Raw genomic sequence first — 25,539 nt, 5'->3', positions numbered from 1 at the left:
CTCTGACAACGGGGGCACTCCCCATGCCTTTCGCGTCTCCTACGCGCCGAACTCGGCTTCCGTGACCCGAACGACCAGCGTCTCGTCGACTTCCTGGAGGTCGTACTCCGGAATCACGTCGCCGGTGCGGGTGAGCAACATCGGGTCGACCAGCCGCGGCGGCCGTTCCTGCGCCGGCGGTGCCGCCGCCTCGTCGCTCCCGTCGGCGTCGCTCTCGGCGCCGTCGTCCGTCTCTGCGTCGACGACGCCGTACACTTTGAGGAATCGGCCGGTCTCGTCCGGGGCGACCTCGTCGTCCCGGACCGCCGCCGCAAGCTCCCGAGAGAGCCACTCCGTCTCGCTGATAGAAGGTTCCTTGATCAGCGCGGCGTCCACGAAGCGGACGAGATACCAGTTCAGGTCGTTGAGTAGGGCGACCGCCGCCCCGAGGCTCACCGTCTCCAGGCGAAGCGCGTTCTCGAACGGTTCCCGCAGGTCGTACGTCGACAGCGCGTTCCGCGCGGTCTCCCGGGAGAGCAGTTCGTACCGTAGGTTCACGTCCTCGCTCCCGACGAGACAGACCTGCGTCATGGGTCATCCGTCAGCCGCCCCGGAGATTTAGCTTTCGATAGCGACGACCTCGCGCTCGCTGGCGCAGTCGCGGGCGCGCTCGAACAGGTCGTCGGGTTCGGCCGCCCGGAGCGCCGACAGCGACGCGTTCGTCTCCGGGAGTTCGGGCGCGACGCGGTTACACCCGGCGTCGATGGTCGAGTCCTCGAACGTCCCGATGTCGCGCGCGAGATCGGTTATCTCCGTCTTGTCCAGCGCGAGGTTCGGGCGGTGGACCGGCAGCGTCGCGACGGCGTCCGTGACCGCGAGGTTCGCCGCGGTCTGACTGGACTTCTGGCCGATAGCCTCGCCGGTTACGACGCCGACGCAGCCCTCGTCCCCGGCGACGGCTTCGGCGGCGGCGAGCATGAACCGACGCAGGGAGAGCATCCGAAGGTCGCCCATCTCCTCGGCCAGCGCCGCGACGACCGACCCGGCGTCGACGACGTGTGCGTCCATCGGCTCCGTCGGGGCGTAGGTAGCGAGCGTCTCGATAGTTGCCAGCGCCCGCGCCCGGTGGTCCGGGCCGCCGTAGTCGCCCAGGTCGACGTACACCGGGACCACCGGACAGCCCCGCCGCATCAGTTTCCACGCGGCGACCGGCGAGTCGATGCCGCCGCTGAGCAGCGCGACGACGGGACGCTGAGTGCCCAGCGGCATCCCGCCGGGACCCGCACGCTTCTCCAAGAAGACGTACGCCTCGTCGGCGCGGCACTCGACGAACAGGCGGAACTCCGGGTCCGCTAAGTCCACCGTCGGCTCGTGACCCAGCGATTCGATAGCTTCCCACACCGCCGATCCGCCGTCCGACTCGATGTCGGTGCTGGCGAAGGGGTGGGCGTCCGACGGACCGGCCCGCCGCGCGTCGACGGCGAAGGAGCCGCCGTCGTAGCGGGCTTCGGTGGCCGCCGCCAGCGCCTCTCCGATGGCGTCGAGCGTCGGGTCCACGACCGCGGCCGGCGACGCCGAGACGACGCCGAAGGTGTCCGCCGCCGCGCTGGTGACGCCCTCGGGGTCGTCGGTGTGGACGAACAGGCGGTTCCGCCGCTGTTCGACGGTCCCGTCGAGGCCGCGAACGTCGAGCATCGCGCGGAGGTTCTCCGCCAGTCTGGTCTCCATCTTCCGGCGGACCTGCTCGCTCTTGACGCCCACCTCGCCGTGGCGAACGAGGACGGCGTCGGCGTCGGGCGGGTGCATACCGCTCCTTGCCGAATGGCGGATAAATGGGTGTCGTTCGGGGGCGTCTCGACGCCGGCCGGATACGCCACTCTCTCGGTTCGCGTACCTCTCTGGGAGTTCGCCCCTCCCCGAGACTGCTCACGAGGAACGGACGACACCGCCTCTGGTCGTACGACGGTTACTCTGCCGTCCCGTCGTCGTCTCGATCCTCGTTCGGGGGGTCCGGCCGCGTGGCGGAGACGACGTTCTGGATGTAGCGCATCCCCGAGGCGATCGCCATCACGCTGTCCATCAGGGCCTGCTGCGTCGTCTCCTCGGAATAGAGCCGATGCTCCATCTGTATCAACTCGGCGTCCCGGAGCTCGCAGGCGTCGTCGTTCTCGTCGAGGAACGTGTAGAACCCCGGCGTCGTCGCGAGTATCGGCCCGATTCGGTCGAGTAACTGTCCCCGCGCCTCGTCGTCCGCTAAGAGCTCTCTGGACCGTTCGGTGTCGAACGCGTTGCGTCCCACGACCCGGAGCGGCCCCTGCTCGTATTCTTTTATCAGGTGAATCGGTAGCCGGGAGAGCGTCACCCGGAGGTTGAACTCGGTCTCCTCCTCGTCCTCCGCCGTCACGCTCTGGACGGCGGTGTCGTCGAGCCACCACTGTACCTGATCCGTGGTAACGTGTGTGGTCATGGCCGGGGCTTCGATACGAGACCGAAAAAGCGGTCTGCCTGCGAGAGTCGCCGGGGAAGCGACGAGGCGTTCGAACGATAGTCGGAGAAGCAGAGCCGTCCTCGGAAGCGAGACGGCGGGGCTCGCTTCGCGTTCGAGAACGTGACCGAGGCGAAGCGCGTCGCCGAATAATCTCTCGGCCCACCCAGCGCATCCACCCGACGCTGCCGCAGAGGTCTGTGGTGCGGTAGCGGAAACCGATACCGTACCGAATTCGCGGCGTCGCCGCGAATTCGGCCTTTTTCGCCCACGTTTTTGCCGGGAGGGTTCCCGCAGCGCCGAAGGCGCGAGGAAACCCGACCGGGAAAAAGGTGGTCAGCCGAAGTTCTCGACTTTCGCCTCGTCGCTGTCGATACCGGCGGCCTCCAGCGCGGCCATCGCGTCGTCTAGGAAGTCCGCGAAGCCGTAGACGAACACCTGGCCGCCGTCGTCGGTCGCCTCGGCGACGGCGTCGGTCAGGTCGGCGTCGTCTCCGAGCACGGTGACGAACGCGCCGTCCGCTTCGAGGGCGTCCAGTCGCTCCTCGTGGATGGGGTCGTCGTCCCGGTAGACGAGGGCGGCGTCGTTGCCCTCCTGGAGCGCGCGCTCGGCGATGCCGATCGCGGGACCGATTCCCGGTCCGCCGGCCAAGAGGACCGCGCGCGACTCGCCCTCGTAGTAGTCGGACCCGAACGGGCCGGAGACGCGGACCTCGTCGCCGGCTTCGAGGTCCGCGAGGTGGGGCGCGACGTCGCCGTCGGGGTCGATGCCGACGGTGATCTCGAACTCGTCGGCCACGTCGGGCGAGGAGATCGTGTAGAAGCGCGACTCGTCCTCGCCGTCGATAGCGAGGGTGAGCTTGACGAACTGACCGGGCTGGGCGTCGAACTCGTCGGGCGTCTCGATGTCGATGGCGACGGAGGCCGGGCCCACCGATCGGACGGCGACGACAGAAAGTGAACGTTCGTCCATATCGGCTACGTCGGCCGACGCTGACAAGGGAATTTCGATTGATTCTCCCGCTTGCTGAACATATTTATTCAATTCCGAGTATCCCGCGCGCGGGCGCACACAGAAGCCTTTTCTTCCCCCACTTGCTACCTCTCCGATAGTATGCCAGAGGACCTCAATTGGGCCATCGGCGGGGAAGCCGGCGATGGCATCGACTCTACCGGGAAGATCTTCGCGCAGGCGCTCTCCCGGGCGGGTCGGCACGTCTTCACCTCCAAAGACTTCGCCTCCAGAATACGCGGCGGTTACACCGCCTACAAAGTTCGAACGTCGGTCGACCGCGTCGAGAGCGTCGTCGACCGGCTGGACATCCTCATCGCGCTGACCGAGCGCACCATCCACGAGAACGAGGACGAACTCCACGACGACTCCGTCGTCATCTACGACGGCGAGCGCTCGACGATGCAGGACGTCGAGGTGCCCGGCGACGCAATCGCGCTCGAAGTGCCGCTGAAACGGCTCGCCGAGGACGCCGGCGGGGCGATCATGCTCAACGTCGTCGCGCTCGGCGCGGCGTGCGAGGTGACGAACTTCCCGATCGAGAACCTAGACGAGAGCCTCCAGAAGCGATTCGGCGACAAGGGCGAGGCCATCGTCGAGAACAACAAGGAAGCCGCCCGAATGGGTCAGGAGTACGTCCAGGAGGAGTACGACCACGACTTCGGCTACGACGTGGAGACCACCGACGAGGACTACGTCCTGCTCAACGGCGACGAGGCCATCGGCATGGGTGCGATCGCCGCCGGCTGCCGGTTCTACGCCGGCTACCCCATCACACCGGCCACGGACGTGATGGAGTACCTCACCGGTCGCATCGACCAGTTCGGCGGGAAGGTCGTCCAGGCCGAAGACGAGCTCTCGGCGATCAACATGGCGCTGGGCGCGGCCCGCGCGGGCGCTCGGTCGATGACCGCCACCTCGGGTCCCGGTATCGACCTGATGACCGAGACGTTCGGGCTGGTGGCGACCAGCGAGACGCCGCTGGTCATCTGTGACGTGATGCGTTCGGGTCCCTCGACGGGGATGCCGACCAAGCAGGAACAGGGCGACCTCAACATGACGCTGTACGGCGGCCACGGTGAGATCCCGCGCTTCGTCGTCGCGCCGACCACGATCTCGGAGTGCTTCTGGAAGACCGTCGAGGCGTTCAACTTGGCCGAGAAGTACCAGACGCCGGTGTTCCTGGTCTCGGACCTCGCGCTCGCGGTCACCGAACAGACGTTCTCTCCCGAGACGTTCGACATGGACGAGGTGGAGGTCGACCGCGGCAACGTCGTCGACGAGGAGGACATCGACGCGTACTTAGACGAACAGGGTCGCTTCCAGGCGCACTTCCCGGCCGCCGACGGCGTCTCGCCGCGGGCGTTCCCCGGCACCGCCGACGGCGCGCACATGACGACCGGGCTGGAACACGACGAGCTCGGCCGCCGGACCGAGGACACCGAGGTCCGCATCGAACAGGTCGACAAGCGCCAGCGGAAGGTCGAGACCGCCCGCGAGCAGGAGGAGTTCGACTACCGCGAGTACGGCGACCCCGACGCCGACACGCTGATCATCTCGTGGGGTTCGAACGAGGGCGCGATGCGCGAGGGCCTCTCCTTCCTCGAAGAGGAGGGCTACGACATCCGCTTCATCTCGGTGCCGTACATCTTCCCGCGTCCGGACCTGACCGAGGAAGTCGAGGCGGCCGAGGAAGTCATCGTCGTGGAGTGTAACGCCACCGGACAGTTCGCCGACGTCATCGAACACGACGTGCTCGAACGCGTCGAGCGGGTCAACAAGTACAACGGCGTGCGGTTCAAAGCGGACGAGCTGGCGACGGAGATCAAGGAAACGCTTGACGGCGACACCAGCACACAGGAGGTCGAAGCAGAATGAGCTCAGACATCAGATTCACGGACTTCAAGTCCGACAAGCAACCGACGTGGTGTCCCGGCTGCGGTGACTTCGGGACGATGAACGGTATGATGAAAGCACTGGCCGAGACGGGCAACTCCCCCGACGACACGTTCGTCGTCGCGGGTATCGGCTGTTCCGGGAAGATCGGGACGTACATGCACAGCTACGCGCTGCACGGCGTCCACGGCCGCGCCCTGCCGGTCGGCATCGGCGTGAAGATGGCCAACCCTGACCTCGAAGTGATGGTCGCGGGCGGCGACGGCGACGGCTACTCCATCGGTGCCGGCCACTTCATCCACGCGGTGCGCCGGAACGTGGACATGAGCTACGTGGTGATGGACAACCGCATCTACGGCCTGACGAAGGGACAGGCCTCCCCGACCTCGCGCGAGGACTTCGAGACGTCGACCTCGCCGGACGGCCCGAACCAGCCGCCGGTCAACCCGAAGGCGCTGGCGCTCTCTGCCGGCGCGACGTTCATCGCGCAGTCCTTCTCCTCGAACTCCCAGCGCCACGCCGAGATCGTCCGGAAGGCCATCGAGCACGACGGCTTCGGCTTCGTCAACGTCTACTCGCCCTGCGTGACGTTCAACGACGTGGACACGTACGACTACTTCCGCGACTCCATCGTGGACTTAGACGAGACGGACCACGACTCGACGGACCGCGACCAGGCCAAGGACAAGATCATGGAGAGCGACAAGGAGTACATGGGCGTCCTCTATCAGGACGAGAACTCAGTGGGCTTCGAGGAGCGCGAGGGCGTCGAGGGGTCGATGGCGGAGATTCCCGACGGCGCGCCCGACGGCGCGACGGACCTCGTCCGCGAGTTCTACTGAGACTGCCGACGTCGCATCGGTCGAGACCGATTCGACGCGCGATTTTCACCCGACCGCGACGGGTAGTCCCCTGGCACGTGCAAGCCCGTCGCTTAGACGGGTGGCCGGAGTACGTACGGGTATGCGACTTGCCAATCCGCACCACCCAGTGGCGTCGTGGACAGCGACCGATCCCGTCGTCCCGGTCCGGACCGGGTGACGAGGGTGTCGCTATCCGACCGTCCAAGCGGCACGTGGCTCGACTTCGCGGTGAATCTCATCCCGCTGTGTATTCTCGTCGGACTCGTAGCGGTGTTCTTACCGGTCGTCCCCTGGGAATTGAACCGCTGGCTCGTGTTCTGGGAGCGGTTCCTAGCGGTGTTCGCCGTCGTCCTGTTGCTGCTGGTGGTCGCCGTGGGAAGTCGGGTGTTCTTCGGTGCCGGCGACCCGTCCGTGGAAGAGTCGTGACGGATTCCTCGGTGTGCTCGCAAGCAGACGATACGAACGTCGTCCGCGGCTTCGCCGGACCCCGTGCGATTCCTCTCAGTGGTGGCCGGGCAACACGCCCGGGTCGCCGGAGCGATAAATGTACTCGACGGCGATGCCGGTCAGCGGCGAGTCGGCGGCCGTGGCTGACTCCTTCGCGAGGTCGAGATACCGCTCGGTGACGTCGACGACGCGGTTGTACGCCGCCCGGTCGTCGGGGGCGAGCAGGTACTCCGCGGTGACGGGCGTCAGCTGCCCCTCGGCGCGGTCGTCGGCGTAGTCGTCCACGTCGTCCAGCCACACCTGCGCGCCGATGATGGCGAGGACGATGGACCGGGCGAACTCGTCGTCGACGTCGAGTCCGGCGAGCCGATAGAGGTCGAGCATGCCGTCGTAGAGGACGCCGACGCGGGCGTACTGGGTCTTGCTGTAGGGGAGGTCCTTCTCGACGGCGGTGAAGGTGGCCGGCTCCTCCTCGTAGTCGGCGAACTTGTACTCCTCGCGGATGGCGTCGACGGCGTCTTCGTCGCCGTCCTCGGCCCGCGTCATCAACTCGCGGAAGTGGTCGTCGCGCGCCTGATGGGCCTCGGAGTAATCGACGGCCCACTGGTAGGCGTCGGCGACGACCGACGGCATCTCGTCTAAGAGGCCGTCGAGGTGCGACTGCAGCGCCGCCTGTGCCGTCTCGGCGACGCGCCGGGGGTCGGCGTCGACGTCGGTCTCGAAGTCCTCGAACTCGTCGTCGTTGATGGCGTCGCGCATGTCGCCGTCGATCAGCGCCTCGATGGAGAGGCGGGTCATCTGCTCGGCGCGGACGACCCGCTCTCGGGGGGAGAGGGCCGGCACGTCGCCGCCGAGCGCCCCGGTCTCGACCGGCGGGACGCCGGTCGCGATCTCCTCGGTCACCGGGTCCTCGGCGGCGTCCTTGCGGGCGTCCCGGTAGACGTACCCGAGCGTCAGCGTCGCCGGGAGGATCAGTTTGGTGTCGTAGCTGAAGGACACCGGGCGGCCGAACTCGGCTTCGAGGGCCGCCTCGACGCGCTCGTAGACGTCCGCGACCATCCGGTCGGTCCGGTCGTCGATCGTGGATTTGAGCGAGAGACTGCTGTAGTCGAAGACGCCGGTGTCGGCGTAGTACCCGAGCACCGATCGGAGCGCCGTCGGGAGTCTGTGGCTGTCTGCGAGTGCTGAAGCGCCTGTCTTGAGAACCATCTGTGTCTCCCCGCGTGGCAACTGCTGTGACTGGCGGCTTCTTTACCCTTTCGAGAGGCGGTTCCGAGGCCGGGCCGGAGAAAGCAAGACTGATAACCGAGACGGGAAACCCACAACCATGCGCGACCGCTTTGACGTGGTGATAGCCGGGGCTGGTCCAGCGGGCGGCCAGTGTGCCCGCGACCTGGCCGAGCGGAACTACGACGTGCTGGTACTCGAGACGGAGTCGGAATCGGAGTTCCCGCGTCAGAGCAACAAGTCCACCGCCGGGACCTTCCCCTCCGCGATGACCGCCTTCGCCATCCCGGACGACGTGGTGATGAACTACACGAACGACGTCGTCCTCGAATCGCCCAACAACCACTACGTCCGAGAGCAGACCGGGGCGGTGCTGGAGTTCGCCGAGTTCAAGCGGTTCCTCGTCCGCGACAGCCGCGAGAAGGGCGCGACCTATCGGTTCGACTCGCGCGTCTCCGGGCCGATCATGGAAGACGGCGAGATCGTCGGCGTCCGCTACGACGGCGACGAGGAGGTGTACGCCGACATCGTCATCGACGCCACCGGTCCCGCCGCGCCGCTGGCGAAGGAACTCGACGTGACCGGCCTCAAACGGGAGCAACAGGCCATCGGCATCGAGTACGAGTTCGAGAACGTCGACGTGAACCACCCCGAGTACGCCGACCTGCGGGACTCGATGATGCTCCGACTCGACCACGACCTCGCGCCCGGCGGCTACTCGTGGATCTTCCACACCGGCGGCGACACGGCGAAGGTCGGGCTCTGTTACATCCAGAACGAGTCGCACAACGAGTACGCCAAGGAGGGGATGGGCATCGACGGCTACCTGGACTACTGGCTGGAGTCGGACCCGCGCTTCGAGGACGCCGAGCGAATCGAGGGCACGCAGGCCCACCGCGGGTCGGCCCACATTCAGCCGCCCAAGTCCATGAGCACGGACAACTTCATGGCCATCGGTGACACCGTCCCCTCGATCGACCCGCTGTGGGGCGAGGGTATCCACAAGGGCATGAAATCGGCCCGCGCCGCCGCCGCGACGGTGGACGCGGCGCTCACCCCCGAGGAACCCCAGACCGACGCGGAGACGCTCGCGGTGTACGACCGCCTCTGGCACAGCGACGTCGCACCGAAGCAGCGCGCCCGCCTGATGATGACCGAGATACTGTATCTCGTCCCGAACGAGCGCTACGACCGGTTGATGGCCGACTTACAGGGGACGACAGAGGACACGCTCACGCAGATAAACAACGGCGACCGACGCGCGATCGCCAAGCTCGCTCACCTCTCCGACGTCCCGATGCTGGCGAAGTACGCCCGCCGCCGCCTCCTGGATTAGCGCGGTCTGCCGGAGAGCGACGGCGGTGCGGCAAGTTTTTCTCCGGCCGGCCGGGATCCTCACACGATGAGCGACAGCGTTGGCGTCCTCGGAGACGAGGCGGTCGCCGAGCGACTTCGAGAGCGCGGCGTCTCCGTCGTGACCGGCCGCACCGACGACGTTCCGATGACCGACCGGGTCGTCGCCGTCGGTCGGGCGGCGGCGAGCGCCGTGGCCGCCGCCGACGCCGACCCGCTCGTGTTGCCCGTCGATGCCGGCCGGGGCGTTCGGTCGGTCGCCCGCGACGAGGTCACAGACGCCGTCGCCGCTTTGAGCGACGCCGACATCGAGCGCCACCCCGTGCTGTCGGTCTCCGCGGCGGGGTCGTCGGCGGGAACGGCCCTCTTCGACGTGACGCTCGTCGCCGCCGAGGCCGCCCGCATCTCCGAGTACACCGTCACGACGCCGACCGACGCCGTCGGGCAGTTCCGCGCCGACGGGGTCACGGTGGCGACGGCGGCCGGGTCGCCGGGATACGCCCGCCGGATCGGTGGCCCGATCCTCGCCCCGACGGACACCGTCGGCGTCGCCGCACCCATCGCACCGTTCGCGACGAACCCCGACCACTGGGTGCTCCCGCTCTCCGGGCTCTCGCTATCGGTCGAACGGGACGAGGCGACCGTCGCGCTGTTCGTCGACGGCGACCCCGAGGGGACCGTCGCCTGCGAGGAGTCGGTGAGCCTCTCCCGGGCCGGTACGCTTCGGGTCGCCGTCGTCCCGGAGAGTCGGTCACGGTTCGGCTGAGGTGGTGCAACTCCGCTACGGGGTCGCGAAAATTGGAAAGACACTAATGGGTGTCGGACACAGTTCCGCGTATGCAGCCATCCGCACCCCTCTTCGGGCCACTGGACGCCGTCATGGGGAGTACCGGTCCCGGCGGGGCGCTCGTCATCGAGTACGTCCTGCTCGTGCTGGTGCTGGCCAACTTCGCGACGCGTCTGTTGGCTCACCGGCGGTACACCTCCGAGTACGACGACGAGGGCGCCGAGGGCATCGACCGCTACCCGATACACGTAGCCAGTAACGTGGTGCTGATCCTGACGTCGTTTTACTACACGACGCTCGCCCAGCACGGCGGGGTCGTCATGTCGGTGCTCGTCCTCGGGCTAGTCATCACTGACTTCTTCGAGTTCGAGTCCCGCCTCGTCGAAGCGCGCAGGGAACTCCGCCTCGAACGACCGAAGGGCGCGATGGTCGCCGCGCTCCTCCTCTTCATGTACGCCGCCTACCAGAGCGTGTTCTGGATTATCAAGGGCCCCTGGTCGGCGATCATCTGAAACGTCTCGCCTTTTTCGCCGCTACGCAGTTCACTCGAAGCGTCGCTTGCCGTACCGATAGCCTCGCGCTACCTCGCTACCGGCGTTAGCTATCGCTCGCAGTCACGAACGCAGAGGGGAGAAGGACCGCTCAGGTCGACCGCTCGTTCATGTACGCGCGGGCGTTGCTGATCAGCGGCAGAACGACCCAGAAGGTCAGCGCGCCGATGATCGCGAACCAGAAGAAGACGTCCATCAGTCCCAGCGCGATGGTGTCGAACACCGTCGGTTCCTCGATGGTCACCTCGCCGGTGAGTTGTGCCCCCTCGAAACTCGGCGTCCGATACCAGCCAGCGATAGTCATCCAGCCGAGACCGCCGACCATGAGGCAACCGAACCCCTTGATGAACTCGTCAGCCATTATCGGAAGGTTCGTCAGCGTCGTCTTTAGACTTTCCCATCTCCGCGGTGCGAAAGCGCGTCGAAAAAGCGTACACCACGGTGCCCGCGAGGATGAGTCCGATCCCGCCGATAGCGACCGGGACGTCGATCTCCGAGGCCGGTGCCGAGGCCCGATCGGTCGCCACGTCGACGAGTACGAACCCGCCGACGACGCAGGCGACGGCGATGAGCGTCGAGAACACCGTCACGGTCTTGTAGACGCGCAGCGGGACGACCACGTCGCGACGGTCGCCGCCGCCGTCGGTGGTCGCGCCCGACTGGTCTTCGGTCATCGTCGACCGTAGGGACGCGAGCTACTTTACTGCGGCGAGAGCCCTCTCTCCCGAGAGGAACCGGTCTCCGCCGAAGCGAGCCTCGATACCGCTACTCTCCGTCAGTCGCGCTTCGCAACTGTTCGATTGCGGGCTCTAACCGGCGTACCACCGCGTCGGCGTCCGTGTAGCCTCGCTCGTACTCCTCGTAGGCCGTATCGGCTTCCGAGAGGAACGTCTCCACCGCGTCCGTCAGCGAGTCGGCGTCGGGGTCATCAGTGTCGGGATCGGTCATACGTCGATACTCGGCCGTCGGCCCGGAAAAGCTTCCTCATACGGCCGGTCGGCCGTCACTGGGTCACGTCGTAGTCCACGCTCGCGTCCCGCAGCGCGTCGGTGACGCGGCCGACGGTGTCCTGCGTGGCGACGACGACGGCGTCGAGCCCCCGCGCGGCGGCGTCGGCGGCCACCTCCCCCGCCGCGAAGTACGTCGTCGGTTCGACGCCGGCGTCCCGGAGCGCGACGACCGCCTCGACGCCCGCGGCGGTGACGATGGACGCCCCCTCACAGGCGGCCGCGACGTCCGCCGTCTCCTCGACGGGGCCCGAACGCACGGGCGGTACTTGGACGACGCTGACGTGACCGGGGTCGAGCGCGATGACGCCCTCGAACCCCGTGACGCCGACGACCGATCCCGCCTCGGCGCTGGTCGTCGCCACGCCCGTCGCGCCGCCGCTGTCGCCGGGCGTGGCGCGGAGGAGTCCCTCGGCGACCGAGAGCGAGACGGTCTCTCCCTCCTCGACGTCGGCCTCGGCGATGGCGGCGTCCTCCTGAACGCTTCCCAGTACGTCGTCGGTGACGTGGTCGACGAACCGGCGCACGTCGGAGGCGGACTGGAACACCCAGTCGACGCCCTCCTTGGTGACGCGGTAGCGCGAGCGCCCCTCCTTCTCGACGAGCCCCTCGTCAACCAGCTCGCGGATGTACTCGCTGACTGCCTGACTCGTCACGCCGACGGCCTCGGCTATCTCGCCCTGACTGACCGCCGGCTGGCGCTCTGCGATCTCGACGAGAATGCGAAACCGCGTCGCAGCACGCTTGTTCTCGAGGACGTCGACCATACGGGTTCCTCGGGAGTCCCCCGATAAAAATACCACCGTCCGAGGTGCGTCACGGCTTTGTGCCCGTAGGGCCGACTCGGAGGCGATGACGCTCTCCTACGACGACCGCGCGCTGGTGCTCGACGACGTCCTCGTCGTCGCGGACCTCCACGTCGGCCGCGGCACCGGCGGGAACCTCGCGTTTCCGGTCGGGTCGAACGCCGACCTGGTCGAGCGGTTCCGGTCGCTGACCGGGCGTCACGACCCGCGCGAGGTCGTCGTCGCCGGGGACTTACTCCACTCCTTCCAGACCGTTCCGCGAACCGTCGAGGACACCGTGGCGGGACTCCGCGCCGCCTGCCGCGAGGCGGGGGCGCGCCTCGTCGTCACGCCGGGGAATCACGACACGATGCTCGAGTCGGTCTGGGACGGCCCGACCGAACGGGAGTACCGCCTCGGCGACACCGTCGTCTGTCACGGCCACGAGACGCCCGAGCGCGAGGCCGACCGCTACGTCGTCGGCCACGACCACCCGACCATCGAGATCGAGGGTCAGCGCCGTCCCTGTTATCTCGTCGGCCCCGGTCAGTACGGCGATAGCGAGGTGGTGATGCTCCCGTCGTTCAACAAACTCAACGCGGGCGTCGTCGTCAATCGGATGTCCGCGGCGGACTTCCAGTCGCCGCTCGTCACCGACGCCGACCGACTCGAACCGGTCGTCTGGGACGAGAGCCGACGGGAGACGCTTTCGTTCCCGGCACTCGGGGAGTTCCGGCGGATGCTGTAATCGAGGGCGTCGACGGCCGGGAGACGCTCCTCGAACCGAAGCGGTGACGGGCGGAACCGCGGTGGAGAGCGGTAGGTATTTGGCCTATGGCGGTGGAAACGCGGATATGGTTCAGACAGGTGCCGCGCTCGCGATTATCGCGATCACGCTACTGGCGGGAACCGCGCTGTTCTTCGCGACGATCAAGTACGTCTCCGAGGTGCTCGAAGAGGGGGACCACGAGGAGGGAAACGCGAGTAGCGGCGGCCGGGCCGCGTAGACCGTCGCTCTCTCTATCGCAGCAGATCGGCGGCGATTTTCCCGCTCTCTAACGCGCCCTGTATCGACGACCAGCGGGTGTAATCGCCGGCCAGCGCCACCGGTCCCGTCGGTGCGTCGGGGTCGGGGAGCCGCCGTCGGAACCCCGGCGGTTGCGCGAACTGCGAGAACGGCACGCGGTCGGTCCGCAGGAGGCGGAGATCGTCGAACCCCGCCGCCGGGTACCACGACCCCAGCGCCTCGTGGACGGCGGCCGCCAGCGTCTCGTCGTCGTCCTCGGGCTCTCCGAGGAACGTCGCGCTGTACAGTTCCATCCCCTCGGGAGCGTACTCGGAGGCGACGGCCGACATCGGCGCGACGGTGTTGGGTCGTTCGTTGGCGGCGTTGAGGACGATGCGTTTGCCCGTGCTCGGGGCCTTGCTCGTCGGCAGCGAGAAGTACTGCGTGACACAGCCGAGCCCCTCGGTGGGAACCGCGTCGATGCCGGTCAGTTCGACGGCGGTCTTCGGGTCCGTGGCGACGACCGCGCCGTCCGCCGTCACCGTTTCGGAGCCGACCTCGACGGTTGCCTCGTCGTCTCCCGCCGCGCTCTGAATCCCGGTGACCGCTCGCCCCGTTTCGACGGTCGCGCCCGCCTCGACGGCCGCGTCGGCCAACTGCTCGGGCATCGCCTGCATCCCGGCGGCGGGGACGAATATCTCGCCCTCGCTCAGCATCTTGTAGGTGTACTCGAAGATCGCGCTGTCGGTGCCGAGCGTGCGGTCGAGCGTGATGCCGCCGTAGAAGGGCGCGGCGAAGCGCCTGATGAATCGCTGTGAGAACCCTTCCGATTCGAGGAACGCCGAGATGGTCGAGCCGCCGCCGTCGAGAATCGACTCGGGGTCTCGACCGGCGAGTTCGCGCTGGAGCGCGAACAGCCGAACCTTGTCGCCCGTCCGTACGTCCCGGTTGAACAGCGTCTGGGGGGCCGCCGTCGGGTTCCGAAGCGGGTCCGAGAGCACCGATCGATGGTGCGGGCGGGCGATCGTCGCGCCGGGCGTGAACGGCCGCGGCGACAGCGCCTCCACGTCGAGTTCGCGCTGCACCGCGGGATAGGCCGAGAAGAGGACCTGAAACCCGCGGTCGAAGGTGTAGCCGTCCTCGTGTGCGGTGCGGACCCGACCGCCCACCTCGTCTCGCGCTTCGAAAACCGTCACGTCCTGTCCCGATTCGGCGAGGTGGCGGGCCGCGACCAGTCCGGCGAGTCCGGCACCCGCGACGACGACGTCTGTCATGGGCGTGGCTTCGAGCGCGTTCGCAAAGAGGGTGCTGGACCGCGACCGAGTGACACTTGTCGGTGCCGTCGAGAGTGGTTGGTATGGAGACGACAGCGGCGTTTCGCGGCCTCGTGTGTACGGTGTGTGAGGAAGCGGCCGACCCCGGAGAGGAGCGCTGTCCCGAGTGTGGCGGCGTCCTCGTCGCGGCCTACGGGACAGACGCGGTCGAGTCGACCGCCGACCTCCGACCGTTTCCCGCCGAGGTACGAATCAGCATCGACGAGGGCGAGACGCCGTCGGTCTCGATGCCCGCCCTCGCGGACGAGCTCGGCGCGGCGAGCGTCGCGCTCAAGGACGAGGGCCGCAATCCGACGGGGTCGCTGGCCGACCGGAAGCTCGCGCCGGCTGTCACCGCTGCCGTCCAGCGAGACGCGGAACGCGTCGCCACGCCCTCGACGGGCAACGGCGCGCAGTCGGCGGCGGCCCACGCCGCCCGGGCCGGCGTCGACTCGAAGGGGTTCGTCCCCTCGCGCTGTCCGTTCCTCAACAAGGCGATGGTGAACGTCCACGGCGGGGACATGCGCGTCGTCGAGGGCCGCTACGGCGACGCAGTCGCGGTCTTCGAGGACAGCGACGACGAGTTCGCGCCGCTCGCGCCCGGCCACCCGTTCCGCATCGCGGGCGGGACCGCCCTCGCGCTGGAGATACTCGGCGACCGGAACGCGGCCCCCGACGCCGTCGTCCACCCGACCGGCCACGGCGAGACCGTCGTCGGCCTGGAACGGGGCTTCGCGCTCGCCGTCGAGGCGGGGCTGGCCGAGACGGTTCCGCGGCTCTACGCCGCTCAGCCGGCCGACTGTGCGCCCATCGCGGACGCCGTCGCCGACGGGGCGAACGACCCGACTCCGGTCGAGCACCCGGACACCATCGTCGGCCCGCTGGAAGTCCCCGACCCCGCGGCCGGAACCGCCGCGATCGCGGCCCTCGGCGCGACCGACGGCGGCGCCGTCGCCGTCTCCGACGAGGCAGTTCTGGAGGGCGCGGTCGACGGCTGCGAGCTGGGGCCCGAAATCGGCGCGACCGGCGGCACCGCCGTCGCGGGCGCGCGAGCGCTGGCCGATCGAGGCGCGTTCGACGCCGCGGACGACGTCGTCCTCGTCAACCCCGTCGCCGGGAGCAAGGAGGCCGACCTGCTCCGCTCGCACCTCATGAGCCAGGGGCTGTGAGCCGCCGATAGGAATTTGTCGCGGGCGGGCGTCTCTCGGTCACCATGAGCGACGAACTGCCGGATTCCGCGGGAACCGCGCTCGACCGCTACTTCTGGGCGCGTCACGCCAACCCCAAGAGCGGGTGGACCCGCGTCGCCGCCTACCCGCTGCTGGTCGCCTGCATCTATCGCCGGGACTGGCGCGGCGTCGCGCTGACGCTCGCGTTCGTCGCGCTCAACCCGTTCCTGTTCGCCCCGCCGAAAGACGACGACTCGTGGATGACGCGGGGCGTCTACGGCGAGCGGCTCTGGACGAGAGCCGACTACGACCGGTTCGGCTATCCGGAGGTACTGAACTACGCCAACGGCGTCGCGTCGGTGTACGTCCTCTACGCCGCGCTCCGCCGCCGTCCCCGAGAGACGGCGCTGGCGACGGCGCTGTCGATGGCGCTGAAGTTCTGGTTCGTCGCGGAGATGGTGCACCGCTACGAGGCCGAAGCGGAACGCGACGCCTGAGAAACGCACTCAGTCCCGATCAAGAAGCGTGCTGTTTGGCCATCGTGTAGGCCTCCCGCACCCGCTTGAACTCGTCTTCGTCGCCGCCGTGGTCCGGATGGACCTCCTTGACCCGCTCGCGGTAGGCCGACTTCACCTCGTCGACCGTCGCCCCCTGTCGGAGACCGAGTTCCGCGTACGCCTGTACCGCGGGGTCGGGCGACCGCTGGGGGTCCGGGCCGAGTGACACCTCCGGCGTCTCGAAAGGGAGGCGAGCGCCCAGGTGGACGCCCGGCATCTCGTGTTCGACCAGCACCGGTCTCGTCCGCGAGCGCTCGATCCGGTAGTACGCCCGGGCGTCGAACGTGATGGCGACGTCGCGTTTCGGGAGGTAGAAGGCGACGTGTTGGCCCTCGACGAAGTGGTTCTCGGCGTACTGCTCGTCGATGGCCCGGAGGTACTCCCGGAGTTCGGCGCGGCGGCGCTCCTCGCCGCCGTCGCCCAGTTTGCGGGCCTGCTGCTGGGGAGGGAACCATCTGTCCGCGACGACGAAGACAGCCGCGACGACGAGGCTCCCGCCGACGCCGAGGACGACGCCCAGAGCCAGCCACGCCGGTACCGTACCCGGGTCTACCTGCACGGACAGGGGTTAGGCGCGCGCGGTAAAGAAATTCTCGCTCTAGCCGATATAGCGGAGGTCTTCGTCGGCCGGCGACGGGGCGTTCTGCTGTTCCATCTCCTGGATCTTCCGGACGACTTCCTCCATCTCGTCGGCGCGCTCTTCGAGCGATTCGTAATCGACGTCGAAGTCCACGACCGACTGGAGGATCTCGAGGACGGCCTGCGCGCTCTTCGGGTCGACCAGATAGCCCGAAGTCTCGCCCATCAGGCAGGCGGCGGGGACGCCCCGTCGCTCGCCCAGCCCGAGCAGGAGACCGGAGACGCCGACGATGCCGCCCGCGGGTTCGTCCTCGCGGAAGGCGACGCCGGCGTCTTCGAGCGTCTCGACGAGGTGGTCGGTGGTCGTCGCCCCGAGGACGTCGTACTCCTCGATGAGTTCGCCGGTCGGGACGCCGCCGAGGGCGAACACCGTTTCGACGCCGAAGTCCTCGGCGACGTCGAGGAACGTATCGGTGAGGCCGTAGTGACCCTCGCTGTCCTGTGCCTGGTGGTTACCGGAGAGGACGAGCATGTCCTGGCCGTCCTCGGGCGTGACGGCGTGGAACTCCGCACAGGCCAGTTGCGTGCGTCCCTCGTCGATGCTGACCTGCGGCGGGAAGTGCGTGGAGTACACTCGGCGGACGAGTTCGCTCTCGAGTTCCTCCAGGAGGTGTTCCGCGGCGAGTTTCCCCACGTGGCCGACGCCCGGGAGCCCCTCGACGAGAACCGGCTCGTCGAGCTCCGGGTCGGCGAGTACTTCGATGTCGAATTCGTCCATACGCCCTACTGCCGGCGTCGGCGCTTAAGTGAACGTCGATACTCGCCGTGAGGGTCGGCGGGGTCGAAGGGAGCCGGGGCGCTGTTGACGGCCTCGGCACCGCAGTCGGGACACGTCGCAGAAAGCGTGTACACCGGGCGGTCGTGTTCGGACTGCCACGCCGAACACACCCGGATATCGGACCTCATCCGCTATTCGTCGTCTTCGGTTCGCTCGCGGTGGTACTTCCCGGACCCACCGTGCTCCTCCGCCACCTTTCGGGCGCGAGCGGCGCTCTCTTCGAGCGCGCCTTCCGCCGTTTTGTAGTCGGGGGCCTGCACCTGGATGCGGTACTCGGGCGACCCGACGTAGGTGACTTCCAGTTGGATCTCCTCGGGCACTTCGCCGTTGCCCTCGGCGGCCTTCAGCGCCTCCTTGATGACGTCGACGCCCTCCTCGCTCGGGCAGGTCAGGTCGACGTAGCCCGTGACGTTGACGTAGGGCACCGAGACGTTGTTTCGGGCGGTCTCGACGATGGCCTCGATCTCGTCGTCGTCGAGGTCGGTCTCGTCTAGGGCTTCCTCGCCGTGGATGGCCGCCTCCTCGAAGCCGTCGTACAGCGACCCGAACTCCGCTAAGAGCTCGTTGGCGATAGCGCCGTAGACCTCGTCGTCGATGTCCTCGCCGAAGGCCAGTTCCATCCAGTTGTCGGCCTTCTGCTCGTTCTTCCACTCCTGGATCTTCTCCTTTCGCTGGTGGTCGTTGACGTCCTTGATCGAGAGGTCGATCTGCTGAGAGCTCTCGTCGACGTCCAGGACCTTCGCAACGACCGTCTGGCCCTCGTTAACGTGGTCGCGGACGTTCTTTATCCACCCGCTGGCCACTTCGGAGATGTGACAGAGGCCGCGCTTGCCCTCGTACTCTTCGAGGTCGACGAAGACGCCGAAGTCCTCGATCTCGTCGACCTTGCCGACGACGAGTTCGCTCGGTTCTGGCCAGCCGCTGTATTTCATCCTATCGGGCCTCGACGACGGCGGTCACTTCGCCTTCGATGTCGGCCTTCCCGCCCGTCGGACGGGCGAGCGTGTGGCCGCAGACGGCACACGACACTTCGGTCGAGGCCTTCTCGAAGAGGCTCTGTTCGTTCTCGCAGTCCGGACAGGTGACGGTGATGAATGCTCCGGCCATGCTTACTCCTGGAACTCCAGTCGGCCGGCGCGCCATCCCTCGCGGAGGTGGGCCTTGCCGCAGTCGCCACAGCGGTACTTCAGGTCCGTCTTCTTGGTGGGCTTGTCCCCACCGGGGACCTTCGAGAACTTCCCGTCGTTCCCGATCCCAGAGTTGCGCTCGCGCTGGCGGTCGATCCACTTCATTCCGGTTTCGCGCCCGGAGCGGACCTTCTCGACTTCGTGTTCGTTGTGTTCGTTACAGTGCGGACAGTACGTATTGAACCGTCGTGGCATCTCCATAGATATCGACCTTACGGGGCGATTGGAAGTGGCCGCTTAAAACCCGTTTGGTTCCGAGTCGGGCCGCCCTCTCGCTGTGTGGCCCGTTGACGCGCTTCCTTCGAAGTCACTAAGTACGCCGTTTGCCAAGGTGCGCGTATGAAGAAGCTCATCATCCGCGGGAACCCGGGCCTCCGGAAGGGCGGCCGCATCGAGTACGACGACGAGGAGTACGAGGTGTTCTCGGTCGCTCGGCAGGGCGACTGGCACGGCCCCGACCGCCCGCAGCTGTGGTGTACCATCGGCAAGGAGGACGAAGAGGAGACGTTCAAGACCCAGGAGTACATCCCCATCCACCTCGATACCGAGAACGTCGACGCCGAGGCCGTCACCGTCCTCCGCGAGCGCGCACCGCCGAGCACCGAAACCTGACTTCCGCTCTGTCTCTCTCGGCCTTCTCAGATCCGCTTCGGGTCGACGCGGTAGATCACCACGTCACCCGCTCGCTTCGCTTCGGTCACGCCGGAGACCTGTCCGATCGTTATCTCGCCGTAGCGCGCCCGCTCGGCGGGACCGACGTAGACGTAGCGCACGTCGTACTCCCGGAGTAGCGCCCGCTGTTCGGTGGCACTCCCGGTGTAGATGGTCTCCACGTCGCTCACGCGCCGGTCGTACACCGTGTCGTTGCGGTACTGTGCCTCGTGGTACCACCCGGCGACGGTCGGGAGTCCGGTCAGGCTCGCCGGGGCGCTGGCCCCGTCGCCGTCTTCGGGATTCCACCGGTACCCCGCGGGGGCGGCCGTGACGATCGTCGGCTGGCCCTCTGCGGTCCGGTCGAGCCACCGGATCGCCTCGGCCTCCCCGGGGTGGGTTCGGTCGAGGTGGTCGGTGCCGTTCAGCGTGGGTTCGCCGGCCGCCCCGACGTGGTTCGTGAGCGCGAGCGCGCCGTACACCGACGTCGAGAGTAAGAGGACGACGACGAACGCCGTCGTCCCGGTTCTCGTCACCAGTCGGCGCGTCTCGCTCCCGGGTCGCCAGCGGGTGAGCAGCCACGCCAGCACCGGGCCGACGGCGGCGGCCCACAGCACCCACACCTGCATGTAGGTCTTGAACACCGTGTTCATCCGACCGACGTTCTCCTTCACGAAGACGAACTCGACGAGGAGGACGAGGCCGGCCCCGGCCAGCACGAGGACGGCCTCGAAGCCCACGGGCCGGTCGCCGCCGTCGGCGAGCGTGGGGATCGACCGAACGGACCGGCCCACCGACGGCGAACGCGCGAACAGCCACGCCCCGACGAGGAGGGGGGAGAGCAGCCCGACCGCGGCGAGGTCCACCGTCGCGACCAGAAAGACCACGCCGACCGTCGCCAGGCCAGCGATTCGCGCGCGCTCGGTCCCGAGCGTCCGGCCGGCCCGCGCGTAGAGGTACAGTCCGAACGGCAGGACGAACAGGCCGTGGACCGCGAGCAGTTCCAGGATGCCCGAGCGGTCCGGGAGGAACGCCACCTCGCGACCGCTGGCCGCGCCGAGCCAGAACGGGAGCGACCACAGCAGCCCCAACGCGAGGACGGCGACGGCGACCGCGACTGCGACGCCGATGCGGGCGACTTCGTGGCTCGGCCCGGCAGTTGGGAGCCGTCCTTCGACGCTTTCGGGGAAGAGCGTTCTCGGGTCCGCGGGGGCGACGGCGACGGTCAGCATCGTCAGCCCGGCGACCGAGGGGAACGACCAGGTGTTCGTCACCGCCATCAGGCCAGCGAGCGCGGGCAGCGCGCCGAACAGCAGCGCGATTCGCCGCCGCCGCTCGACGGCCGGCGTCTGGTAGTAACTGAAACACAGCGCGGCCGCCAGCAGGAGAAAGCCCGTGCTCATCATGTGGGCGTGGAGGTCGCCGTTGAGCCACGCGAACAGCGGGAACTCGTCGATGACGAGCGCCGCGCCGGGTTCGTAGGTGGCGAAGTCGCCCGCCTCGTCGCTGATGACGCGGCTGGCGTCCCAGTAACTGAAGGAGCCGGGACCCGCGGCGAGCCCGGATATCTCGTAGCCCGCGCTCTCGGCGAGCGAGGTGGCGAGGTCCTCGGGCAGGAGCCAGATGAGCAGCCGGACGGGCGTCGAGAGGTTGCTGGCGAGGCCGACGCAGAACGCCGAGAGGCCGCCGGCGAGTCGCCGGGAGACCCCGCGGTCGGCGGCGACGGCACCGGCCAGCCCGTACGTCGCGGTCACCAGCGTCGCGTAGAAGCCCGCGAGCGCGAGGTTGTAGGCGTACTGGCTCGCGGTCCCCGTGATGCGAGTGAGGACCGCGGCGAGCAGGTGGCCGCCGTAGTAGTACGCGACCGGTTCGCCGGCGAACCACATGTCCTCGGGCGGGAGCCGATCGCCGCGAAGCAACGAGTTCAACAGCCCGAAGTCGAGGAACTTCTCGCCGCCGAGGGGGACGATAACGGGGTCCAGTGCCCGGACGGCGACCAAGAAGAGGAAGGCGAGCGTGAACACGCCGGCGACCTCCGCGTACGCGCGGCCGTCCACGGAGGTTCCGCGGCCGGCGACGACCGCCGCCCCCGCGACGAGGGCGAGGAGACCCAGCCAGACGCCGGCGGTCAGCGAGACCCGACCGACGAGGTACGCGACGAGCCACAGTATCGAAAAGGCGACCGGGAGCCCGAAGGCGACGCCGCGGTCGGCAAACCGCGGGAACAGCGCGGTGGCGACGGTCGCTCCGACGTAGGTCAACAGGAGATAGAGGGCGAGCCAGAGGACGACGAGACCGTACTCCATCAGTCGAGAGAGCGCGTCGCTCGGGCATACGTCTTTTGCACTCTCCTCCGAGCGCCGACGTGCCCGAGCGCGCGTCTTCGAACTGTTTTTACTCACCGCCGGCCGAAGGTGACACAATGTCGCGTTCCGTCGGCGTCGTCGTCCCCGCTTACCGTCCTGACGTCGCCCAACTGCGGACCTACCTCACGGCCATCGACGAAGCGCTCGCCCCCGACACCGTCGTCGTCGAACTCGACTCGCCGAAGCCCGGCGTCCCCGAGCAACTGGCCGACCTCCCCGTCACCGTCGAGACGGTGCCGTACCGCCGCGGGAAGGGCGCTGCCATCACCGCCGGGTTCGAGCGGCTCTCGACGGACGTGCTCGTCTTCGCCGACGCCGACGGCTCGACGCCCGTCGATTCGCTCGGCGAGGTCGTCGACCCGGTGGTCGCCGGCGAGACCGACCTCGCCGTCGGGTCGCGCCGCCACCCCGCCGCCGACGTAGCCAGCCACCAGACGTTCGCCCGACGCTTCCTCGGCGACGGGTTCGCGTGGCTGGCCGGCCGGCTGCTCGACGTCTCGCTGTACGACTACCAGTGCGGGGCGAAGGCTATCGACGCCGCCGCCTGGAAGCGGGTCCGCGCGCACCTCTACGAACCCGGCTTCGCGTGGGACGTGGAACTGGTCGCGATGGCCGGCGCGTTAGGCCTCCGGGTCAGCGAGATCCCCATCGAGTGGGAAGACTGCCCCGGCTCGACCGTCTCGCCGGTCAGGGACTCCTTCGCGCTCCTTCGGGCGCTGCTCGCGGCGCGTCACCGCGCGAAGCAACTCAGCGACGACCGACTCCACTCCGCCATCGCCGCCCGCCGGGACGAACCGACCGCACTCGTCGAACGAGACCGATGACGAGCCTGCGCGACCGACTTTTCGGCGCCGTCCCCGACCGGTTCCAGTCGCTGCTGTCGGGCGTGCGGTTCAGCCAGTTCGTCTCCGTCGGCGTCATCGGTGCGATCAGCGACAACACCGTGCTCGCAGTACTCCGACTCGGCTTCGGCGTCCCCGAACTCTGGGCGAAGGCCGCCGGCATCGAGACGGCCATCCTCGTGATGTTCCTCGTCAACGAACACTGGACGTTCTCCTCGGTCGGTGCCGCCGGGCGCATCCCGTTCCTGAAGCGACTGGGGAAGTCCCACCTCGTCCGCGCCGGCGGGTCGTCGGTGCAACTGGTCATCTACTGGTTCCTCACGCAGTGGCTGACCATCCAGCTCGTCGTCTACGGCACCGACCTCTGGTTCCTCGCGGCCAGCCCCATCGCCATCGGCGTCGCCATGTTCGTCAACTACGTCTTCGAGAGCCTCTTCACCTGGCAGGTCCACCAGGACGGTGCCACGTAGCGCGTCACAAACTCACGGACGGCGAGCGAATCACAACCCTTAATGAGGGGACGGGGATATGAAGAGGTAGCGGGATGGGATAGCCAGGAGATTCCGGCGGGCTCATAACCCGCAGATCGGTAGTTCAAATCTACCTCCCGCTATTAGAATTTTGCCGCCTCAAGCGTTCTAAAACCTGTATTCGGTAAATTCTGGGTTTTAAATTCAAACACGAAGCGGCGCGCTTGCGTTTAAATACGATAAGGTGTGTCAAGGTAATCCACGGGAAGTCCCGGGCTATAATTCGGGGCAGTTCACCTCCCGCTACTTTTGTACGATGGCTGATTCTGGCGAGTCCGCTTCCTCCCTCGTATTATCGCTAATAGCTGTCTCTCTCTTTATCCAACCTTCCGAGATTCCCCGCTAGTAGAGAATTGAAGACAGCGTATCGAAGGTGGATTCTCGATATCGGTGAAGAGACGAGCATGATGATATCGTCGGCAGCAAACGAGTGTCTCGAGAGCGGAACGCGACATCGCGTCTCTCGGAGAAGGCTATCCCCCAGATACTGGACACGTTCCAAGGTTAGGCAAACCGCCACACCGTGCCAAGGTTGGAGACGGCTTTCAACCAACATCTCTGAAATCAGTCTCGTTCTACTCGGTGTGAATCGCGTAGCTACGAGCGAGAACTGCACTTAGCACGCACTATAGCCCTTCAGTCGAGGGTTCGTCAAATATCATGACGAGTCTCGTTTCTCAGAAGTCACCTCTCCTAGTCGCAGATTTGCTCCTGGAATGCTCTTTGGCGGGGCGAATCTCCAAGGTTGGGACGGACGAGCGGTCACGATAGACTATCTTCGCAGGTTGTAGCTGATAGCGAGCGAGAGACGCACCTTTAGGGAAACTTAGGTACACTGGTCGGCCACGCTCGGACTTCAATGAGCGTCGTATCAATCGCGGTTGCCGGAGTCAGAGCGAGTGAACAGCAGGTGACGGATTCGTCCGGAGTAGTTCGAACGAGAGAACACCAAGTGGTAGGTGGCGTTCCCGAAGTTCCGATCTATCCCGTCATTGGATGTGAATCGCCGTCCGTCGGGGCGAAGATTCACGTCCCACTCCTTCGACACGTCAATAGACCGATGTCCTCCGCAGATACTGCCGCCCTCTCTAACGCAGCGACAACGACGCGACGGAAATTCCTCGCTGCCCTCGGCGTCGGTGCCACAAGTGCGACCGCCGGCTGTGGTCTCTTCTCCGAGACGAACTCGGGCGGCGAAGGTGACACCATCGAGATTATCCCCGTCAACGAGACAGAGCGGCCGGTGACCGTCGCCATTAGAATCGAAGATTCGGACGGTGCAGTCCTGTTCAGTCGCGTTTACGAACTCGATGCGGGTCACGCCGACGAGTCGGCGGGTATCGATACGCGGCCGGCGACCATCCTCGCCTTCACTCCCGACGGGCGCAGCAATTCCTGGGAGTACGACCCTGATACGGACTTGCAGTGTGAGGGAAAAGACGTCGGACTCTGGGTCCGCGAGACCAGCATCGACCCGTGGTACAACTGTTGACGGTCGACGAAGGAGCCGAAACGGGCCGTCTGTTCAGTCGTCGCCGTGTTCGTCGACGATGACGACCTCGCCGTCCTCGACGCGGACGTTGATGAGCGTCTTAGCGTGATAGCCCGCCTCGTCGAGTTTGTTCTCGCCGTCGGCCTTCTTGATGACGCAGACGATATCGCGGATGTCAGCGCCGATGTCTTCGAGCGCGCCGGTCAGCGCGGCGAGCGTGCCGCCCGTCGAGAGCACGTCGTCGAGGACGAGCACGCGGTCGCCCTCGTAGACGTCGTTGACGTACATCTCGTTCTCGGAGTAGCCGGTGACCTGCGAGAGCGCGACCTCGCCCTCTAGGCCGTACTGGCGCTTGCGGACGACGACCAGCGGGATGTCGGTCATCAGCGAGACGGCCGTCGAGAGGTGGATGCCCATCGCCGCCGGCGTGACGATCTTGTCGACGTCTTCGAGCTCCGCCTTGCGGATGATCTTGATGACGATCTCCCGCAGCAGTTCGGGGCGCAGCATCGGCACGCCGTCGCTGATGGGGTGGACGAAGTAGTGATAGCCGTCCTTTTCGATGATCGGCGCATCGAGCAAGGACTCCTTGAGCAGGTCCATGCTGTCGGTACTGCC

Annotated in this window: 32 protein-coding genes and 1 tRNA gene; 15 read left to right on the top strand and 18 right to left on the bottom strand. The window is 67.2% G+C overall.

Features of this window, described 5'->3' with window-relative positions; translation table 11 throughout:
- Positions 1–39: 39 nt before the first annotated feature.
- The 4 genes from EGH23_RS03165 to EGH23_RS03150 all read right to left on the bottom strand — a co-directional run bounded on the left by EGH23_RS03165 (position 40) and on the right by EGH23_RS03150 (position 3,436).
- Positions 40–570, bottom strand: a complete 531-nt coding sequence (locus tag EGH23_RS03165) for a DUF5804 family protein (RefSeq protein WP_220578572.1) — start codon at positions 568–570, stop codon at positions 40–42.
- A 27-nt stretch (positions 571–597) separates the two neighbouring features.
- Positions 598–1,785: a tRNA sulfurtransferase gene (locus tag EGH23_RS03160; protein WP_220578571.1), complete on the bottom strand. Its 1,188-nt coding sequence runs from the start codon at positions 1,783–1,785 to the stop codon at positions 598–600.
- Between the two features lie 160 nt (positions 1,786–1,945).
- Positions 1,946–2,446, bottom strand: coding sequence for a hypothetical protein (locus EGH23_RS03155; RefSeq protein WP_220578570.1), 501 nt, complete (start codon positions 2,444–2,446; stop codon positions 1,946–1,948).
- A 354-nt stretch (positions 2,447–2,800) separates the two neighbouring features.
- Positions 2,801–3,436: an FAD-dependent oxidoreductase gene (locus tag EGH23_RS03150; RefSeq protein ID WP_220578569.1), complete on the bottom strand. Its 636-nt coding sequence runs from the start codon at positions 3,434–3,436 to the stop codon at positions 2,801–2,803.
- A 141-nt stretch (positions 3,437–3,577) separates the two neighbouring features.
- Here EGH23_RS03150 and EGH23_RS03145 point away from each other — a divergent pair, with 141 nt between their 5' ends.
- The 3 genes from EGH23_RS03145 to EGH23_RS03135 all read left to right on the top strand — a co-directional run bounded on the left by EGH23_RS03145 (position 3,578) and on the right by EGH23_RS03135 (position 6,660).
- Complete coding sequence (locus EGH23_RS03145) at positions 3,578–5,353, top strand: 2-oxoacid:acceptor oxidoreductase subunit alpha (protein ID WP_220578568.1); 1,776 nt, start codon at positions 3,578–3,580, stop codon at positions 5,351–5,353.
- Positions 5,350–6,213, top strand: coding sequence for a 2-oxoacid:ferredoxin oxidoreductase subunit beta (locus EGH23_RS03140; protein WP_220578567.1), 864 nt, complete (start codon positions 5,350–5,352; stop codon positions 6,211–6,213). The genes EGH23_RS03145 and EGH23_RS03140 overlap by 4 nt, the downstream gene beginning before the upstream one ends.
- Positions 6,214–6,417: 204 nt before the next feature.
- On the top strand, positions 6,418–6,660 hold the full coding sequence (locus EGH23_RS03135; RefSeq protein WP_220578566.1) for a DUF6684 family protein: 243 nt from the start codon (positions 6,418–6,420) through the stop codon (positions 6,658–6,660).
- A 75-nt stretch (positions 6,661–6,735) separates the two neighbouring features.
- Here the strand turns inward: EGH23_RS03135 and EGH23_RS03130 are convergent, their stop codons facing one another.
- Positions 6,736–7,890 carry a hypothetical protein gene (locus EGH23_RS03130; protein WP_220578565.1) on the bottom strand — a complete coding sequence of 385 codons (1,155 nt, stop codon included), beginning with the start codon at positions 7,888–7,890 and terminating at the stop codon, positions 6,736–6,738.
- Positions 7,891–8,008: 118 nt separating this feature from the next.
- Here EGH23_RS03130 and EGH23_RS03125 point away from each other — a divergent pair, with 118 nt between their 5' ends.
- The 3 genes from EGH23_RS03125 (at position 8,009) to EGH23_RS03115 (ending at position 10,560) form a co-directional block, all read left to right on the top strand.
- Positions 8,009–9,244 carry a digeranylgeranylglycerophospholipid reductase gene (locus EGH23_RS03125; RefSeq protein WP_220578564.1) on the top strand — a complete coding sequence of 412 codons (1,236 nt, stop codon included), beginning with the start codon at positions 8,009–8,011 and terminating at the stop codon, positions 9,242–9,244.
- A 66-nt stretch (positions 9,245–9,310) separates the two neighbouring features.
- Positions 9,311–10,027 (top strand): diacylglycerol kinase catalytic domain-containing protein, encoded by a 717-nt coding sequence (locus EGH23_RS03120; RefSeq protein ID WP_220578563.1) that lies wholly within the window; start codon positions 9,311–9,313, stop codon positions 10,025–10,027.
- Positions 10,028–10,098: 71 nt separating this feature from the next.
- Positions 10,099–10,560 carry a DUF7313 family protein gene (locus EGH23_RS03115; protein ID WP_220578562.1) on the top strand — a complete coding sequence of 154 codons (462 nt, stop codon included), beginning with the start codon at positions 10,099–10,101 and terminating at the stop codon, positions 10,558–10,560.
- A gap of 130 nt (positions 10,561–10,690) precedes the next feature.
- On the opposite strand, the gene EGH23_RS03110 is transcribed toward EGH23_RS03115, so the two are convergent.
- The 4 genes from EGH23_RS03110 to EGH23_RS03095 all read right to left on the bottom strand — a co-directional run bounded on the left by EGH23_RS03110 (position 10,691) and on the right by EGH23_RS03095 (position 12,373).
- Positions 10,691–10,960 (bottom strand): DUF7314 family protein, encoded by a 270-nt coding sequence (locus tag EGH23_RS03110; protein WP_220578561.1) that lies wholly within the window; start codon positions 10,958–10,960, stop codon positions 10,691–10,693.
- A complete protein-coding gene (locus EGH23_RS03105) occupies positions 10,953–11,273 on the bottom strand; it encodes a DUF7315 family membrane protein (RefSeq protein ID WP_220578560.1) in 321 nt (106 codons plus the stop codon). Before EGH23_RS03105 ends, EGH23_RS03110 begins: the two co-directional genes overlap by 8 nt.
- A gap of 91 nt (positions 11,274–11,364) precedes the next feature.
- Positions 11,365–11,547, bottom strand: a complete 183-nt coding sequence (locus EGH23_RS03100; RefSeq protein WP_220578559.1) for a hypothetical protein — start codon at positions 11,545–11,547, stop codon at positions 11,365–11,367.
- Positions 11,548–11,602: 55 nt separating this feature from the next.
- Positions 11,603–12,373: a DUF7839 domain-containing protein gene (locus tag EGH23_RS03095; RefSeq protein WP_220578558.1), complete on the bottom strand. Its 771-nt coding sequence runs from the start codon at positions 12,371–12,373 to the stop codon at positions 11,603–11,605.
- A gap of 85 nt (positions 12,374–12,458) precedes the next feature.
- On the opposite strand from EGH23_RS03095, the gene EGH23_RS03090 reads away from it, so the two are divergent.
- Positions 12,459–13,139 (top strand): metallophosphoesterase, encoded by a 681-nt coding sequence (locus EGH23_RS03090; RefSeq protein WP_220578557.1) that lies wholly within the window; start codon positions 12,459–12,461, stop codon positions 13,137–13,139.
- Between the two features lie 106 nt (positions 13,140–13,245).
- On the top strand, positions 13,246–13,398 hold the full coding sequence (locus EGH23_RS03085) for a hypothetical protein (RefSeq protein WP_220578556.1): 153 nt from the start codon (positions 13,246–13,248) through the stop codon (positions 13,396–13,398).
- Positions 13,399–13,411: 13 nt separating this feature from the next.
- On the opposite strand, the gene EGH23_RS03080 is transcribed toward EGH23_RS03085, so the two are convergent.
- Positions 13,412–14,671: an NAD(P)/FAD-dependent oxidoreductase gene (locus EGH23_RS03080; RefSeq protein WP_220578555.1), complete on the bottom strand. Its 1,260-nt coding sequence runs from the start codon at positions 14,669–14,671 to the stop codon at positions 13,412–13,414.
- An 83-nt stretch (positions 14,672–14,754) separates the two neighbouring features.
- Between EGH23_RS03080 and EGH23_RS03075 the strand changes: the two genes are divergently transcribed.
- Entirely contained in the window at positions 14,755–15,879 is a 1,125-nt protein-coding gene (locus EGH23_RS03075) for a threonine synthase (protein ID WP_220578554.1), read from the top strand.
- A 44-nt stretch (positions 15,880–15,923) separates the two neighbouring features.
- The gene (locus EGH23_RS03070) at positions 15,924–16,376 is read left to right on the top strand and encodes a DUF6653 family protein (protein ID WP_220578553.1); all 453 of its coding nucleotides are present in this window, start codon (positions 15,924–15,926) and stop codon (positions 16,374–16,376) included.
- Between the two features lie 19 nt (positions 16,377–16,395).
- Here EGH23_RS03070 and EGH23_RS03065 read toward each other — a convergent pair whose 3' ends face one another.
- From EGH23_RS03065 to EGH23_RS03040, 6 genes are read right to left on the bottom strand one after another with little or no spacing between them, the layout of a single operon-like run.
- Positions 16,396–16,995, bottom strand: a complete 600-nt coding sequence (locus tag EGH23_RS03065) for a J domain-containing protein (protein ID WP_220578552.1) — start codon at positions 16,993–16,995, stop codon at positions 16,396–16,398.
- Between the two features lie 39 nt (positions 16,996–17,034).
- Positions 17,035–17,793, bottom strand: a complete 759-nt coding sequence (locus tag EGH23_RS03060; protein ID WP_220578551.1) for a proteasome assembly chaperone family protein — start codon at positions 17,791–17,793, stop codon at positions 17,035–17,037.
- A gap of 5 nt (positions 17,794–17,798) precedes the next feature.
- The gene (locus tag EGH23_RS03055; RefSeq protein WP_220578550.1) at positions 17,799–17,981 is read right to left on the bottom strand and encodes an RNA-protein complex protein Nop10; all 183 of its coding nucleotides are present in this window, start codon (positions 17,979–17,981) and stop codon (positions 17,799–17,801) included.
- Between the two features lie 3 nt (positions 17,982–17,984).
- Positions 17,985–18,785 (bottom strand): translation initiation factor IF-2 subunit alpha, encoded by an 801-nt coding sequence (locus EGH23_RS03050; protein WP_220578549.1) that lies wholly within the window; start codon positions 18,783–18,785, stop codon positions 17,985–17,987.
- 1 nt (position 18,786) lies between these two features.
- Entirely contained in the window at positions 18,787–18,960 is a 174-nt protein-coding gene (locus EGH23_RS03045) for a 30S ribosomal protein S27e (RefSeq protein WP_162316415.1), read from the bottom strand.
- Positions 18,961–18,962: 2 nt separating this feature from the next.
- Entirely contained in the window at positions 18,963–19,241 is a 279-nt protein-coding gene (locus tag EGH23_RS03040; protein ID WP_162316416.1) for a 50S ribosomal protein L44e, read from the bottom strand.
- A 138-nt stretch (positions 19,242–19,379) separates the two neighbouring features.
- Here EGH23_RS03040 and EGH23_RS03035 point away from each other — a divergent pair, with 138 nt between their 5' ends.
- Positions 19,380–19,652, top strand: coding sequence for an HAH_0734 family protein (locus EGH23_RS03035; RefSeq protein ID WP_220578548.1), 273 nt, complete (start codon positions 19,380–19,382; stop codon positions 19,650–19,652).
- 26 nt (positions 19,653–19,678) lie between these two features.
- Here the strand turns inward: EGH23_RS03035 and EGH23_RS03030 are convergent, their stop codons facing one another.
- Complete coding sequence (locus EGH23_RS03030) at positions 19,679–21,997, bottom strand: DUF2298 domain-containing protein (RefSeq protein ID WP_220578547.1); 2,319 nt, start codon at positions 21,995–21,997, stop codon at positions 19,679–19,681.
- Positions 21,998–22,113: 116 nt separating this feature from the next.
- Here EGH23_RS03030 and EGH23_RS03025 point away from each other — a divergent pair, with 116 nt between their 5' ends.
- The 4 genes from EGH23_RS03025 to EGH23_RS03010 all read left to right on the top strand — a co-directional run bounded on the left by EGH23_RS03025 (position 22,114) and on the right by EGH23_RS03010 (position 24,921).
- Positions 22,114–22,881, top strand: a complete 768-nt coding sequence (locus EGH23_RS03025) for a glycosyltransferase (protein WP_220578546.1) — start codon at positions 22,114–22,116, stop codon at positions 22,879–22,881.
- Entirely contained in the window at positions 22,878–23,369 is a 492-nt protein-coding gene (locus EGH23_RS03020; RefSeq protein ID WP_220578545.1) for a GtrA family protein, read from the top strand. The genes EGH23_RS03025 and EGH23_RS03020 overlap by 4 nt, the downstream gene beginning before the upstream one ends.
- 68 nt (positions 23,370–23,437) lie before the next feature.
- Positions 23,438–23,512: transfer RNA gene (locus tag EGH23_RS03015), tRNA-Met, on the top strand.
- A 977-nt stretch (positions 23,513–24,489) separates the two neighbouring features.
- Complete coding sequence (locus tag EGH23_RS03010; protein WP_220578544.1) at positions 24,490–24,921, top strand: hypothetical protein; 432 nt, start codon at positions 24,490–24,492, stop codon at positions 24,919–24,921.
- 33 nt (positions 24,922–24,954) lie between these two features.
- Here the strand turns inward: EGH23_RS03010 and hpt are convergent, their stop codons facing one another.
- Positions 24,955–25,524, bottom strand: a complete 570-nt coding sequence (gene hpt / locus EGH23_RS03005; protein ID WP_135302536.1) for a hypoxanthine/guanine phosphoribosyltransferase — start codon at positions 25,522–25,524, stop codon at positions 24,955–24,957.
- Positions 25,525–25,539 lie beyond the last annotated feature (15 nt).

This window comes from Haloarcula nitratireducens (assembly GCF_019599505.1).
This window is presented reverse-complemented; position numbering and strand designations above follow the sequence as displayed.

What these genes read in the sequence shown, in the direction of transcription:
- EGH23_RS03165 (WP_220578572.1), bottom strand. Translation starts at nt 570, where the DNA reads ATGACGCAGGTCTGTCTCGTCGGGAGCGAGGACGTGAACCTACGGTAC.
- EGH23_RS03160 (WP_220578571.1), bottom strand. Translation starts at nt 1,785, where the DNA reads ATGCACCCGCCCGACGCCGACGCCGTCCTCGTTCGCCACGGCGAGGTG.
- EGH23_RS03155 (WP_220578570.1), bottom strand. Translation starts at nt 2,446, where the DNA reads ATGACCACACACGTTACCACGGATCAGGTACAGTGGTGGCTCGACGAC.
- EGH23_RS03150 (WP_220578569.1), bottom strand. Translation starts at nt 3,436, where the DNA reads ATGGACGAACGTTCACTTTCTGTCGTCGCCGTCCGATCGGTGGGCCCG.
- EGH23_RS03145 (WP_220578568.1), top strand. Translation starts at nt 3,578, where the DNA reads ATGCCAGAGGACCTCAATTGGGCCATCGGCGGGGAAGCCGGCGATGGC.
- EGH23_RS03140 (WP_220578567.1), top strand. Translation starts at nt 5,350, where the DNA reads ATGAGCTCAGACATCAGATTCACGGACTTCAAGTCCGACAAGCAACCG.
- EGH23_RS03130 (WP_220578565.1), bottom strand. Translation starts at nt 7,890, where the DNA reads ATGGTTCTCAAGACAGGCGCTTCAGCACTCGCAGACAGCCACAGACTC.
- EGH23_RS03125 (WP_220578564.1), top strand. Translation starts at nt 8,009, where the DNA reads ATGCGCGACCGCTTTGACGTGGTGATAGCCGGGGCTGGTCCAGCGGGC.
- EGH23_RS03120 (WP_220578563.1), top strand. Translation starts at nt 9,311, where the DNA reads ATGAGCGACAGCGTTGGCGTCCTCGGAGACGAGGCGGTCGCCGAGCGA.
- EGH23_RS03115 (WP_220578562.1), top strand. Translation starts at nt 10,099, where the DNA reads ATGCAGCCATCCGCACCCCTCTTCGGGCCACTGGACGCCGTCATGGGG.
- EGH23_RS03110 (WP_220578561.1), bottom strand. Translation starts at nt 10,960, where the DNA reads ATGGCTGACGAGTTCATCAAGGGGTTCGGTTGCCTCATGGTCGGCGGT.
- EGH23_RS03105 (WP_220578560.1), bottom strand. Translation starts at nt 11,273, where the DNA reads ATGACCGAAGACCAGTCGGGCGCGACCACCGACGGCGGCGGCGACCGT.
- EGH23_RS03100 (WP_220578559.1), bottom strand. Translation starts at nt 11,547, where the DNA reads ATGACCGATCCCGACACTGATGACCCCGACGCCGACTCGCTGACGGAC.
- EGH23_RS03095 (WP_220578558.1), bottom strand. Translation starts at nt 12,373, where the DNA reads ATGGTCGACGTCCTCGAGAACAAGCGTGCTGCGACGCGGTTTCGCATT.
- EGH23_RS03090 (WP_220578557.1), top strand. Translation starts at nt 12,459, where the DNA reads ATGACGCTCTCCTACGACGACCGCGCGCTGGTGCTCGACGACGTCCTC.
- EGH23_RS03085 (WP_220578556.1), top strand. Translation starts at nt 13,246, where the DNA reads ATGGTTCAGACAGGTGCCGCGCTCGCGATTATCGCGATCACGCTACTG.
- EGH23_RS03080 (WP_220578555.1), bottom strand. Translation starts at nt 14,671, where the DNA reads ATGACAGACGTCGTCGTCGCGGGTGCCGGACTCGCCGGACTGGTCGCG.
- EGH23_RS03075 (WP_220578554.1), top strand. Translation starts at nt 14,755, where the DNA reads ATGGAGACGACAGCGGCGTTTCGCGGCCTCGTGTGTACGGTGTGTGAG.
- EGH23_RS03070 (WP_220578553.1), top strand. Translation starts at nt 15,924, where the DNA reads ATGAGCGACGAACTGCCGGATTCCGCGGGAACCGCGCTCGACCGCTAC.
- EGH23_RS03060 (WP_220578551.1), bottom strand. Translation starts at nt 17,793, where the DNA reads ATGGACGAATTCGACATCGAAGTACTCGCCGACCCGGAGCTCGACGAG.
- EGH23_RS03055 (WP_220578550.1), bottom strand. Translation starts at nt 17,981, where the DNA reads ATGAGGTCCGATATCCGGGTGTGTTCGGCGTGGCAGTCCGAACACGAC.
- EGH23_RS03050 (WP_220578549.1), bottom strand. Translation starts at nt 18,785, where the DNA reads ATGAAATACAGCGGCTGGCCAGAACCGAGCGAACTCGTCGTCGGCAAG.
- EGH23_RS03045 (WP_162316415.1), bottom strand. Translation starts at nt 18,960, where the DNA reads ATGGCCGGAGCATTCATCACCGTCACCTGTCCGGACTGCGAGAACGAA.
- EGH23_RS03040 (WP_162316416.1), bottom strand. Translation starts at nt 19,241, where the DNA reads ATGGAGATGCCACGACGGTTCAATACGTACTGTCCGCACTGTAACGAA.
- EGH23_RS03035 (WP_220578548.1), top strand. Translation starts at nt 19,380, where the DNA reads ATGAAGAAGCTCATCATCCGCGGGAACCCGGGCCTCCGGAAGGGCGGC.
- EGH23_RS03030 (WP_220578547.1), bottom strand. Translation starts at nt 21,997, where the DNA reads ATGGAGTACGGTCTCGTCGTCCTCTGGCTCGCCCTCTATCTCCTGTTG.
- EGH23_RS03025 (WP_220578546.1), top strand. Translation starts at nt 22,114, where the DNA reads ATGTCGCGTTCCGTCGGCGTCGTCGTCCCCGCTTACCGTCCTGACGTC.
- EGH23_RS03020 (WP_220578545.1), top strand. Translation starts at nt 22,878, where the DNA reads ATGACGAGCCTGCGCGACCGACTTTTCGGCGCCGTCCCCGACCGGTTC.
- EGH23_RS03010 (WP_220578544.1), top strand. Translation starts at nt 24,490, where the DNA reads ATGTCCTCCGCAGATACTGCCGCCCTCTCTAACGCAGCGACAACGACG.
- hpt (WP_135302536.1), bottom strand. Translation starts at nt 25,524, where the DNA reads ATGGACCTGCTCAAGGAGTCCTTGCTCGATGCGCCGATCATCGAAAAG.